Raw genomic sequence first — 12,745 nt, forward strand, 5'->3', positions numbered from 1 at the left:
CCACTCATTGCCATTAATGCTTGATAATATACAAGTTTTTAACGTAGATATTATCCATCGGGTCTTTACCGGTATAGCCACCTACCCACGGTTTCACCAGACGGGCGTTAACGTAGTAGTAAACCGGAACGATCGCGGAATCTTTGTCCAGCTGCTGCTCAGCTTTAGAGTACAGTTCTGTACGCTGTGCTTCGTCAGTGGTTTTCAGCGTGTCGCCAATCAGCTTGTCGAACGCCGGGCTCTTATAGTGCGCGGTGTTGTTCGAGCTGTCGCTCAGCATGGTGTTCAGGAAGGAGGTCGGTTCGTTATAGTCCGCACACCAGCCCGCACGCGCCACGTCAAAGGTGCCCTGATGACGGCTGTCGAGGAAGGTTTTCCACTCCTGGTTCTCCAGCTTCACGTTCGCGCCCAGGTTCTTTTTCCAGATCGAGGCAACGGCGATAGCCAGTTTTTTGTGCAGATCGGAGGTGTTGTACAGCAGGCTGAAGGTCAGCGGCTTATCTGCGGTATAACCCGCTTCGGCCAGCAGTTTCTTCGCTTCCGCGTTACGCTGTTCCTGCGTCTGTTTGAACCAGTCTGGTTCGGTCAGTTTTGCGCCATCGGTGTAAGGTGGGGTGTAGCTGTATGCCGGGAGATCGCCCTGGTTTTTCACCTTGTTCACGATGATATCGCGATCCAGCGCCAGCTTCAGCGCGGTACGAACGCGTACGTCGGTGAACGGTGCTTTCTGGTTGTTGATTTCATAATAGTAGGTGCACAGGTACGGATCGACGTGAACTTCTTTAGGGATCTCTTTTTTCAGTTTCTGGAACAGCTCAATCGGCATGTTGTTATAGGTCATGTCGATTTCACCGCTGCGGTAGCGGTTGACGTCAGTCACTTCGGACGAAATTGGCAGATAGGTCACCTGGTCAATGACGGTTTTGGCGTTATCCCAATACTGTGGGTTACGGTCAAGCACCATACGTTCGTTGACCACCCAGTCTTTCAGCTTATAGGCACCGTTGGTCACGATATTGGCAGGCTGGGTCCATTTTTCACCAAATTTTTCTACGGCGGATTTTGGTACCGGGGAAACGGACGGGTGAACCAGCAGCTTATAGAAGTACGGAACAGGTTCGCTCAACGTCACTTCAAAGGTATTGGCATCGATCGCTTTTACGCCCAGATCGGTTACCGGTTTTTTGCCCGCAATGATGTCATCAATATTGGCAATATGGCCATATTGCAGGTAGCTCGCATACGGGGAGGCGGTGGTCGGATTCGCCAGACGCTGCCAGCTATAAACGAAATCTTCAGCCGTGACCGGCGTACCGTCGGACCATTTCGCATCTTTACGCAGATGGAAGGTCCAGACTTTAAAATCTTTGTTTTCCCATTTTTCTGCCACACCCGGCGCCGGGTGGCCGTCTACGTCAGTCACCAGCAGGCCTTCAAACAGGTCGCGGTTAACGTTAGACTCAGGAACACCTTCAATTTTGTGCGGGTCAAGAGACTGAACTTCCGCACCATTGTTACGCACCAGCGTCTGCTTCTCCGCCAGTTGAACACCTGCTGGAACGTCCGCAGCCATTGCAGCGTTCCCCGCGATTAGCGCAGTTAAAATCCCCGCCGCTACCAGATTTTTTTTTGTGATGATGGACATTGTGTTGGTACTCCACTCATTATAATGACTGGCCTTCGCCAGCTGTGTAATCCCCTGTTGGGGCCTGTACAGCGCAGGAGTTTTTTTTGCTGCTGTCAGGTTCTTCTTTTACTGCTTGCTATCACCGACTTTTTTATTACTGACCGCTCGTATGGCCGTCTTGCGTCGATTCTTTACAGGCCTCCCCTGTTTGAGACCTGCGCTGGATATAGGAGAAGAGAACCATATGAAAATAATTCTCATCTGCTTGTTTTATGCTGCAAAATAGTAGGCCGGAAAGTATCAAATGGCGTAAACGCGCGCCAATACATTTTGCAAATTTGTTAAGCAATTCTCTTTTACGGTGAGTACCGCATCGTTGAGGGCAGCCCTGCCGGACATCGAAAGCCACTAAAAAAATATGACATTCAATAAGATAGAGAGATTTTTCTCTCTAAGCGCGTCGCTGCGCTATCATCGAGTGTTTTTGTACAAAAATTTAACAACTGGTTATTATTTAGCACATTCATCTGGGGGAATGTTGAAATTACTAATATCATTTCGGTTATCGCTCAGCAAGCCCCAGAGTATCATGTGAGTAAAATAACAGAGCGATCGCAGGTTTTATGCGCAGACGGGTTTGAGGGGAATTAATAACTTATTGAAATACAAGCAATGAACATTATTAGTAGAATTTATTATGATATGTGAGCATTTCAACTTTAGTTATAGGATTTACTGATAAAGACGTAAAAAAACGGAGCCGCAGCTCCGTTCTTTCATACGAAATATCAATGCAGCAAACCGGGGAAAATGCTTTTAATACCCGTGACAATGAATTCAATGCCTAACGCCATCAACAGCAGGCCCATGATACGCGTTATAACGTTGATGCCGGTCTGCCCCAACAGGCGCACCAGCCAGGGCGCCATGCGGAATACGCCCCAACAGCAGAGCGCGAAAAGCGCAATGGCGACGGAAAAGCCAATCAGGTGCATCAGGCTATGATAACGCGTACCCCAGACAATGGTTGAACTGATGGCACCGGGACCGGCCATGAGCGGTAAAGCCAGCGGCACCACGCCGATGCTTTCGCGAATGGCGGTTTCTGACTTCTCCTGCTTGTTCTGTTTATCCTCGCCAAGCTTACCGCTGATCATGGACATGGCGATGGTCACGACCAGGATCCCACCCGCAATGCGGAAAGAATCAATCGAGATCCCGAAGATCTGCAGAATGGCGTCACCCAGAAAAAGGGAGGTGAGTAAGATAATAGCCACCGAGAGGTTCGCGGTGAGGTTGGTCTTATTCCTGGCCGCCGCCGTCTGGTAACTCGTCATACTAATGAAGACAGGAATGATCCCCACCGGGTTGACCAGGGCAAACAAACCAATAAAAAATTTAAAATACGTTGGAAAATCAAAGAGCGTTTGGATCACGTTTTGCTCCGCTTATACACATGCCCTGGACTGACAATTTGTCGTGAGAAATCGCGCTGAAGATACCCTTTTTATCAGCATACTTCACTTGAAATCTGTACCAAAACGTTATCATTTCAGGATGTTAAACATATGTATAATCAATGATAGCCCCGCTTCCAATACTTACGTAATTATTTAACACTGGAAAAATCAGCACAAAATAACCCTGCTGAAAGGTATCAGCTTGGGAGAAAATTGACACAGATCATGATTTTCGTACTCAGAAGTGAGTAATCTTGGTTACACCCCCAGGGAGGTCACCTGACAAAAAGGGATGATGCTAAGGTAAGGCTCTTTTAGTAAATTAGTGTGCTAAAGCATAAAGTAACTCTTTGTTTTACTTTATGTTAAGCAAGTCGTATCGGCTCTGTCTATACTGTGTGACGTATCGAGCGCTGGTTTACTAAAAGAGTTTAAACATTATCAGGAGAGCATTATGGCTGTTACTAATATCGCTGAACTGAACGCCCTCGTCGAGCGCGTTAAAAAGGCCCAGCGTGAATATGCCAATTTCACCCAAGAACAGGTTGATAAAATCTTCCGCGCGGCCGCACTGGCTGCTGCAGATGCTCGAATCCCTCTCGCGAAAATGGCCGTTGCCGAATCCGGCATGGGTATCGTGGAAGATAAGGTGATCAAAAACCACTTTGCTTCCGAGTATATCTACAACGCCTATAAAGATGAGAAAACCTGTGGCGTGCTGTCCGAAGACGACACCTTCGGTACTATCACCATCGCTGAACCTATCGGCATCATCTGCGGTATTGTTCCAACGACTAACCCAACGTCTACTGCTATCTTCAAATCACTGATTAGCCTGAAGACCCGTAACGCAATTATCTTCTCTCCACACCCACGTGCGAAAGACGCGACCAACAAAGCGGCAGATATTGTCCTGCAGGCAGCCATCGCTGCTGGCGCGCCAAAAGATCTGATTGGCTGGATCGACCAACCTTCCGTTGAGCTATCCAATGCCCTGATGCATCACCCTGACATTAACCTGATTCTGGCGACCGGTGGTCCTGGCATGGTTAAAGCGGCATACAGTTCCGGTAAACCAGCCATCGGTGTGGGCGCAGGTAACACCCCTGTTGTTATCGACGAAACCGCTGACATCAAACGTGCTGTCGCATCTGTACTGATGTCTAAAACCTTCGATAACGGCGTAATCTGTGCATCTGAACAGTCTGTTGTTGTTGTCGACTCCGTATACGATGCCGTTCGTGAACGCTTCGCTAGCCACGGCGGCTACCTGCTGCAGGGCAAAGAGCTGAAAGCAGTTCAGGACATCATCCTGAAAAATGGCGCGCTGAACGCCGCTATCGTGGGTCAGCCAGCGTATAAAATTGCTGAACTCGCAGGCTTTACCGTTCCGGCAACCACTAAAATCCTGATCGGTGAAGTGACAGTTGTTGACGAAAGCGAGCCTTTTGCACACGAAAAACTGTCTCCTACGCTTGCCATGTACCGTGCGAAAGATTTCGAAGACGCGGTAGAGAAAGCTGAGAAGCTGGTTGCCATGGGCGGTATCGGTCACACCTCATGTCTGTACACCGACCAGGATAACCAGCCAGAGCGTGTTGCTCACTTCGGTCAGATGATGAAAACTGCCCGTATCCTGATCAACACCCCTGCGTCTCAGGGTGGTATCGGTGACCTGTACAACTTCAAACTCGCACCTTCCCTGACTCTGGGTTGTGGTTCCTGGGGTGGTAACTCCATCTCTGAAAACGTTGGTCCTAAACACCTGATCAACAAGAAAACCGTTGCTAAGCGAGCTGAAAACATGTTGTGGCACAAACTTCCGAAATCTATCTACTTCCGCCGTGGCTCACTGCCAATCGCGCTGGATGAAGTGATTACTGATGGCCACAAACGTGCGCTCATCGTGACTGACCGTTTCCTGTTTAACAACGGCTACGCTGACCAGATCACCTCTGTGCTGAAAGCGGCTGGCGTTGAAACTGAAGTGTTCTTTGAAGTTGAAGCTGACCCTACCCTGAGCGTAGTACGTAAAGGTGCTGAGCTGGCTAACTCCTTCAAACCAGATGTGATTATCGCACTGGGTGGTGGTTCCCCAATGGACGCCGCGAAAATCATGTGGGTCATGTACGAGCATCCTGAAACCCACTTCGAAGAACTGGCGCTGCGCTTTATGGACATCCGTAAACGTATCTACAAGTTCCCGAAAATGGGCGTAAAAGCGAAAATGATCGCGGTTACCACCACTTCCGGTACCGGTTCAGAAGTGACGCCATTCGCAGTGGTAACAGATGATGCAACCGGTCAGAAATACCCACTGGCTGACTATGCACTGACCCCAGACATGGCTATCGTTGATGCCAACCTGGTCATGGAAATGCCTAAGTCACTGTGTGCGTTCGGTGGTCTGGATGCGGTAACTCACGCCCTGGAAGCCTACGTTTCTGTACTGGCATCTGAGTTCTCTGACGGCCAGGCTCTGCAGGCTCTGAAACTGCTGAAAGAAAACCTGCCAGCGTCCTACAACGAAGGCTCTAAAAACCCGGTAGCACGTGAACGCGTTCACAGTGCAGCAACCATCGCCGGTATCGCGTTTGCGAACGCCTTCCTGGGTGTTTGCCACTCTATGGCGCACAAGCTGGGTTCACAGTTCCACATTCCTCACGGTCTGGCGAACGCCCTGTTGATCAGCAACGTTATCCGTTATAACGCGAACGACAACCCAACCAAGCAGACTGCGTTCAGCCAGTACGACCGTCCGCAAGCACGTCGTCGCTATGCTGAAATCGCAGATCACCTTGGTCTGAGCGCGCCGGGCGACCGTACTGCTGCGAAGATTGAGAAACTGCTGGCATGGCTGGAAAGCCTGAAGGCTGAGCTGGGTATTCCTAAATCTATCCGTGAAGCAGGCGTACAGGAAGCTGACTTCCTCGCTCACGTAGACAAGCTGTCTGAAGATGCATTCGATGACCAGTGTACTGGTGCTAACCCGCGCTACCCACTGATCTCCGAACTGAAACAGATTCTGCTGGATACCTACTACGGTCGTGAGTTCAAAGAAGGTGACGTTGCAGCAGTGAAAACTGAAGCTCCTGTCATCAAAGCTGACAAGAAAGCGAAGAAAAGCGCTTAATTGACCGCTAACGAAAAACCCGCCTTAATGGCGGGTTTTTTTATGTTTGAATAACTGGGCTGACGTTATTGTCTGTTATCGTGCTGAATGGCCGTCAGAGAGCCTACAGACAACGCTTCTTTATAATGCTTACGACATACCGATACGTAGCGTTCATTTCAGCCTATCACCACCTGCTCACCATCTGCATAGGGTTTTCCGGCCTGATCGAGACGAAGCACCATACTGGCTTTACGACCGCAGAAGCAGATCGTTTTTAGTTCGACAAGTTTATCAGACCACGCGAGCAGGTACTGACTCCCGGCAAAGAGCTCACCGCGAAAATCCGTGCGCAGCCCGTAACAAAGTACGGGGATATCAAGCTCATCTACTACCTCGGAAAGTTCGTGAACCTGTTCACGCGTGAGAAACTGGCTTTCATCGACCAGAACACAGTGAATGGGCTGTGAAGCATGTTCGGTGCGAATGTCTTCAAACAGATCGGTTTTCGGGTTAAACAGCCTGGCAGGCGACGAGAGCCCTATTCTGGAGCTCACCTTCCCTGCGCCAAAGCGATCGTCAATTTCAGCCGTGTAGACAACGGTGCGCATCCCTCGCTCCTGGTAATTGTACGAGGACTGCAGCAATGCGGTGGATTTACCGGCATTCATCGCCGAATAGTAGAAATAAAGTTGTGCCATTGGCCGTAAAACCCTAATCAATGTGTAATATTCCCGATGAGTCATTGTACCATATTTTGTCCGGTCATCAGCGTTACAGCGCACAGAGGATGCGGTTTAGCACGAAGTTCAGAACCGTCTGTTGACGAAAATAATCCGTTAAAACATGAAGTAAACGCATTCAGTCAGGCCAATAGGTTATATGTTCAATCAGACATAACACTTCTTTTTATAGTGGAATCACCGTCCATTAAAATTCACCATTTATTAACTATTTCAGTCTTAACATCGTGAGAGGGAACTAATACAAAAGGCTGATATTTATCCGTCGCAACTATAATTCCTGCGGTAAATGTCACAAAAAAAAGATGCAATCGACCGGGTTAAGCAGGTTTACGTGATAACAAGCGAGACTGTCGGCTGATGAAATTTAAGTTAGCGTAATTAATAATAGTGCCATTATTTAGTATTTTTTGAATTCCTTACATTCCTGGCTATTGCACATCTGAATTTATGGCTCTATTATTAGGTCAACAAACCACCCCCCATTATAAGTTTGAGATTACTACAATGAGCGAAGCACTTAAAATTCTGAACAACATCCGTACTCTTCGTGCGCAGGCAAGAGAATGCACCCTCGAAACGCTTGAAGAAATGCTGGAAAAATTAGAAGTTGTAGTTAATGAACGTCGCGAAGAAGAAAGCGCTGCTGCCGCTGAAATCGAAGAGCGTACTCGTAAACTGCAGCAGTATCGCGAAATGCTGATTGCTGATGGTATCGATCCAAATGAATTGCTGAACAGCATGGCTGCAGCTAAAACCGGTACCAAAGCCAAGCGTGCTGCTCGTCCTGCTAAATATAGCTACGTTGACGAGAACGGCGAAACTAAAACCTGGACTGGCCAGGGTCGCACTCCTGCTGTTATCAAGAAAGCCATGGATGAGCAAGGTAAACAGCTGGATGATTTCCTGATCAAGGATTAATCACGCCACATTCAGAAAAATCCCGCGTAATGCGGGATTTTTTTTAACCAAAATTTATCGCAAACATCCCCTTACACTCTTTCATGAAGCGTTATTCGGCGTTTTCAAAACGCTTACAATCAAGAGGGCTACCGGCGTGTGACGGGCATAAAAAAACCGGTGGGCAACGCCTCACCGGTTTAGAACGTTTGCAGCCTTGGCTTATTTCTTAATACCTGCGCTCTCTTTGAGCCAGGTTTTAAATTCTTCACCAAGGGTATTGTGGCGAATACCATATTCGACAAACGCCTGCATATAACCGAGCTTATTACCGCAGTCGTGGCTCTTACCTTTCATATGGTAAGCCTCAACGGTCTCTTTCTCGATCAGCATATCGATAGCATCCGTCAGCTGGATCTCATCACCCGCGCCTGGAGGCGTTTTCGCCAGCAGAGGCCAGATTTCAGCGCTCAGGACATAGCGACCTACTACAGCCAGGTTTGAAGGCGCGACGTCGGCTTTAGGCTTCTCTACCACGCCAACCATAGGCACGCTTTCGCCCGGCTCAAGGTTAACGCCTTTGCAGTCAACCACGCCGTATGCCGTTACGTCTTCAACAGGCTCAACCATAATCTGGCTGCTGCCGGTTTCGTCGAAACGTTTGATCATCTCAGCCAGGTTATCCTGAGAAAGATCGGATTCATATTCGTCCAGAATAACGTCAGGCAGAATGACCGCAACAGGCTCATCACCCACAACAGGATGTGCACACATAACAGCGTGGCCCAGGCCTTTAGCCAGTCCCTGACGAACCTGCATAATGGTCACGTGTGGAGGGCAAATAGACTGAACTTCTTCTAACAGCTGACGCTTAACACGCTTTTCCAGCATGGCTTCAAGTTCAAAGCTTGTATCGAAATGGTTTTCGATAGAGTTTTTTGATGAATGCGTAACCAGCACAATTTCCGTAATGCCGGCTGCGATACATTCATTGACGACATACTGGATTAATGGCTTATCAACCAGAGGCAGCATCTCTTTAGGAATCGCCTTAGTTGCTGGTAACATCCTGGTCCCCAATCCCGCTACCGGGATGACGGCCTTTCTGACTTTCGAATTTAGGGCAGCCATTCAAATTCTCCTGAGCTGTTCAAGTTTTGAACTTTTATGCAATAAATAACGCGTTGAGTATATCAGCCTCGCCCCACAGTCCGGGTCTGAAAAGAACGCGTTGCCGATCAATTAGGACAAATACGCATGAAACTGGGCAGCGATAGTAGCACTCCCCGTAAAACACAGGTAAAGCAATCTTAAAAATAAGATCCAATTGCTTATTCCGTGGACAACATTAAGCGTAGCCTTCCCCCGGCGCCCCAAATTTGGCACTGCCAGGAGGAACAACGGTGGCTAATTTGATTAAGGTAAGCCGTTCCCAGTGTTCCAAGGGGCACACCGTTACTCACCTGAATATGATGTTCACCGGTATTCAGTGAAGCGTTGAGACCCGCTGAAACGAGGATCAGATTTTTTAAACCGCTGTGGTAATAGCCGACCAGCAGCGGGAACTGTCCAGGCAAATTGGCCTGGCGAAAAAGCTGGTTTACCTGTTTGAGTAAACTGCCTAACTCCGGCAGCCGCTGTCCCTGATGCGATAACTGTTCCTGCAGCAATCCATTAAATAGCGCGCGAAGAAGTAACGCGGCTAATACACCATTGTCCCCCGCCCGGGTGACATCCAGAGAATAAAACGCGAGGTCGGAATCCGAAAGAGGTGCAATATCCAGCACCAGTCCAGGCTGGTCGGCCGCCACCAGCTGGCGATAATTTACGCGACAGTGTGAAATAGTTTGCTGTACGGGCGGCTGGAGTTCTTGCAACAGTTTCGCTGCGGCAGGCGGATTACTCACCAGGGCATCCCAGTCCTGGAAAAGACGCTCCTCTTCCTCAACGCGGGAATTGAACATATTGGGATAAAGGCACGCTAAAACCGTTTCACGGAGCCGGTTTAGATCCTTGACCGGCTTAAGCAGAATATCCTGAACGCCAAGACGCAATGCTTTGGCAATGTCGGCCATATTCTCTGTGGCAGAAATCACCAGAATCGGCGTCTGGTTACCTTCGTTACGCAGATGTTCAACCAGCTTCAGCCCGTTCATGCGCGGCATCGCAATGTCGCAAATCATCAAATCGGGCGTAATGCCGATCATTTTTTCCAGCGCGTCGATGCCATCTTCAGCCAGTGAAGTGATTGCTCCCAACGAGGATAACCACGAATCCAGTAGCGATCGGAAAACGGGCTCGTCTTCAACAATCAAAATGTGTTTTCCGGCCAATGGCTGCGTCATGGTTCCTCCCCTGGCTGACAGTTACTAAATAGTGGCATGCGATCGGCACTATCGCCTGTCAGATTTTGCTGAAGTAATCAAAAAAAGGTGCTTAACGTGCTGCTTGCACAAAAGGCAACAATTCGTCCATTTTCTTTTCGACGGCTAACGAGCCCGCTGCGATGGCGGCCTCAGCCCGATGGAAATCAAGGGTAGATATTTGCGGACAGTAAGGCTGAATAAGAATATCTGGCGGGTCGCCCGCCATGCGATTGCGCTTAAGGCGATTTTCCAGCACCTGGATTGACGTGGTCATGATTTCCATCGCCGTCGGCGCCGCAACCGAGCGACGAGCGGCCATACGCCCGATTCTTCCGCGCAGGCGCTCGTGCCAGGCCAGCTTCTCGCCCTCGGCATCTTCGCTCTGGAGATTGACCGGCATGAGATCCTGTTGCATCAGGTGGGCGTCGTGCTGCAGGTCGACGGCAATCACGATATCTGCCCCCATCGCGCGGGTCAGAGAGATGGGTACCGGGTTCACAACGCCACCGTCGACAAGCCAGTAGCCGTTGTGGGGAACCGGGGCCATAAGCCCTGGGATACTGCATGAGGCACGAACCGCGAGGTGAATATCCCCTTCGGTCAGCCAGAGTTCGCGTCCCGTACTGAGGTTCGTCGCGACGGCGCCGAAGGGCATCTTACAATCAGTGAAGTTATCGAGAGGCATAACCTGGCGGAACTGGTTAAAGACGCGTTCGCCGCGTAACAGTCCACCACGCTGCCATGAGACGTCCATCAGACGCAGCACGTCCCAGTAGCTGAAGGAGCGTACCCACGTCTCGAGTTCAGGAAGCTTCCCGCACGCGTAGGCGGAGCCCACCAGCGAGCCTATTGAACACCCTGCAACAATATCAACGTCAATGCCCATCTTGTTTAAGGCATTAATCACGCCGATGTGCGACCATCCCCGGGCTGCACCTGAGCCCAGCGCCAGTCCAATTTTAACCTTTCTCATTAGCCCTGTTTTACTTCCCCTGGATTCCTGACATAGCGTCAACGCAACAGCTCAGTTAACATAGTGCTACCCGAAGCGTTTAACGCCTTTATTTTTTTGTTCCAGGAAGAGAATCGTGTCTCAACTCTGCCCTTGTGGTAGCGCTCTGGAGTATAGCCTATGTTGCCAGCGATATCTTTCTGGCAATCAGGTTGCACCAGACCCGTCACACCTCATGCGTTCACGGTATACTGCTTTTGTGATCAAAGACGCAGACTACCTGATTAAAACCTGGCACCCGTCCTGCCGCGCTGCGGAATTCAGGCAGGAGATCGAAGCCGGGTTTGCGAACACGCAATGGCTCGGCCTTACCGTCTATGAATCGTCAACCGGCAGTCATGTTGATGAAGGTTACGTGAGCTTTGTCGCTCGCTTTATCGAGAACACTAAGCCTGGCGCCATTATCGAGCGTTCCCGGTTCTTAAAGGAAAGCGGGCAGTGGTATTATATTGACGGAACGCGCCCGCAGCTTGGTCGTAACGATCCCTGTCCATGTGGTTCAGGCAAAAAATTTAAAAAGTGTTGCGGGCAGTAATGCCTGACAACCCAGATTTCGCAAATACAAACAGGATTTCCCGGCGATGCAATCATTACAACGTAAAGTTCTGCGCACTATCTGTCCCGATCAAAAAGGGCTGATCGCACGAATTACCAACATTTGCTACAAGCATGAACTGAATATCGTGCAGAACAACGAGTTCGTTGACCACCGTACCGGCCGCTTCTTTATGCGTACCGAACTCGAAGGTATTTTCAACGACACCACCCTGCTTGCCGATCTCGACAGCGCGCTGCCGGAAGGTTCCGTGCGCGAACTGACCCCAGCCGGTCGACGCCGCATCGTCATCCTCGTGACCAAAGAAGCGCACTGCCTGGGCGATCTGTTAATGAAGGCCAACTACGGCGGTCTGGACGTTGAAATCGCCGCCGTGATTGGCAACCACGAGACGCTGCGCACGCTGGTTGAGCGTTTTGATATTCCGTTCGAGCTGGTAAGCCACGAAGGGCATACCCGCGAAGAACACGACGACCTGATGGCGCAGGCTATTGAAGCGCATAACCCTGACTACGTGGTGCTGGCAAAATACATGCGCGTGTTAACGCCCTCCTTCGTGGCGCGCTTCCCGAACAAGATCATCAATATTCACCACTCGTTCCTGCCGGCCTTTATTGGTGCGCGTCCCTATCACCAGGCGTACGAGCGCGGCGTGAAAATCATCGGCGCGACCGCTCACTATGTGAACGACAACCTGGACGAAGGTCCTATCATCATGCAGGACGTGATTCACGTAGATCACACCTACACTGCCGAGGACATGATGCGTGCAGGCCGTGACGTTGAGAAAAATGTGTTAAGCCGTGCGCTTTATCAGGTGCTGGCGCAGCGGGTCTTCGTTTACGGCAACAGAACCATCATTCTTTAATCTTTCGGAAAATGAATTGATTAGCTTTGCGCCTTTACGGATAAAAAGCAGGCAAACAGCGTCATTTCCCTAAAGGAATGCTTTACAGGGGCGTCTCATTT

The 12,745-nt window shown here is 49.9% G+C and carries 9 protein-coding genes and 1 pseudogene; 4 read left to right on the top strand and 6 right to left on the bottom strand.

Going from position 1 to position 12,745, the window contains the following annotated elements; all coding sequences use genetic code 11:
- Positions 1 to 13 precede the first annotated feature (13 nt).
- Complete coding sequence (oppA, locus tag ACMWKK_RS04845; protein ID WP_045329412.1) at positions 14 to 1,645, bottom strand: oligopeptide ABC transporter substrate-binding protein OppA; 1,632 nt, start codon at positions 1,643 to 1,645, stop codon at positions 14 to 16.
- A gap of 770 nt (positions 1,646 to 2,415) precedes the next feature.
- The gene (locus ACMWKK_RS04850) at positions 2,416 to 3,063 is read right to left on the bottom strand and encodes a YchE family NAAT transporter (protein ID WP_032641031.1); all 648 of its coding nucleotides are present in this window, start codon (positions 3,061 to 3,063) and stop codon (positions 2,416 to 2,418) included.
- A 478-nt stretch (positions 3,064 to 3,541) separates the two neighbouring features.
- Here ACMWKK_RS04850 and adhE point away from each other — a divergent pair, with 478 nt between their 5' ends.
- Positions 3,542 to 6,220, top strand: coding sequence for a bifunctional acetaldehyde-CoA/alcohol dehydrogenase (gene adhE, locus ACMWKK_RS04855; RefSeq protein WP_045329413.1), 2,679 nt, complete (start codon positions 3,542 to 3,544; stop codon positions 6,218 to 6,220).
- A gap of 65 nt (positions 6,221 to 6,285) precedes the next feature.
- On the opposite strand, the pseudogene tdk reads toward adhE, so the two are convergent.
- Positions 6,286 to 6,900, bottom strand: a pseudogene (tdk, locus tag ACMWKK_RS04860) (thymidine kinase).
- A gap of 549 nt (positions 6,901 to 7,449) precedes the next feature.
- Here tdk and hns point away from each other — a divergent pair.
- Positions 7,450 to 7,863 carry a histone-like nucleoid-structuring protein H-NS gene (gene hns, locus ACMWKK_RS04865; protein WP_008502781.1) on the top strand — a complete coding sequence of 138 codons (414 nt, stop codon included), beginning with the start codon at positions 7,450 to 7,452 and terminating at the stop codon, positions 7,861 to 7,863.
- 201 nt (positions 7,864 to 8,064) lie between these two features.
- Here hns and galU read toward each other — a convergent pair whose 3' ends face one another.
- The 3 genes from galU to rssA all read right to left on the bottom strand — a co-directional run bounded on the left by galU (position 8,065) and on the right by rssA (position 11,181).
- Positions 8,065 to 8,973, bottom strand: coding sequence for a UTP--glucose-1-phosphate uridylyltransferase GalU (galU, locus tag ACMWKK_RS04870; RefSeq protein WP_045329415.1), 909 nt, complete (start codon positions 8,971 to 8,973; stop codon positions 8,065 to 8,067).
- 200 nt (positions 8,974 to 9,173) lie between these two features.
- Entirely contained in the window at positions 9,174 to 10,187 is a 1,014-nt protein-coding gene (gene rssB, locus ACMWKK_RS04875; RefSeq protein WP_112780908.1) for a two-component system response regulator RssB, read from the bottom strand.
- 91 nt (positions 10,188 to 10,278) lie between these two features.
- Positions 10,279 to 11,181: a patatin-like phospholipase RssA gene (gene rssA / locus ACMWKK_RS04880; protein WP_045329418.1), complete on the bottom strand. Its 903-nt coding sequence runs from the start codon at positions 11,179 to 11,181 to the stop codon at positions 10,279 to 10,281.
- 115 nt (positions 11,182 to 11,296) lie between these two features.
- Here rssA and ACMWKK_RS04885 point away from each other — a divergent pair, with 115 nt between their 5' ends.
- Positions 11,297 to 11,755 (top strand): YchJ family protein, encoded by a 459-nt coding sequence (locus ACMWKK_RS04885; protein WP_045329419.1) that lies wholly within the window; start codon positions 11,297 to 11,299, stop codon positions 11,753 to 11,755.
- 46 nt (positions 11,756 to 11,801) lie between these two features.
- Positions 11,802 to 12,644: a formyltetrahydrofolate deformylase gene (purU, locus tag ACMWKK_RS04890; RefSeq protein WP_023312104.1), complete on the top strand. Its 843-nt coding sequence runs from the start codon at positions 11,802 to 11,804 to the stop codon at positions 12,642 to 12,644.
- Positions 12,645 to 12,745: the final 101 nt, after the last annotated feature.

The organism is Enterobacter sp. 01-M-03-SI-ECC (genome assembly GCF_047530215.1).
In the GTDB taxonomy this organism is placed as follows: Bacteria; Pseudomonadota; Gammaproteobacteria; order Enterobacterales; family Enterobacteriaceae; genus Enterobacter; species Enterobacter chengduensis.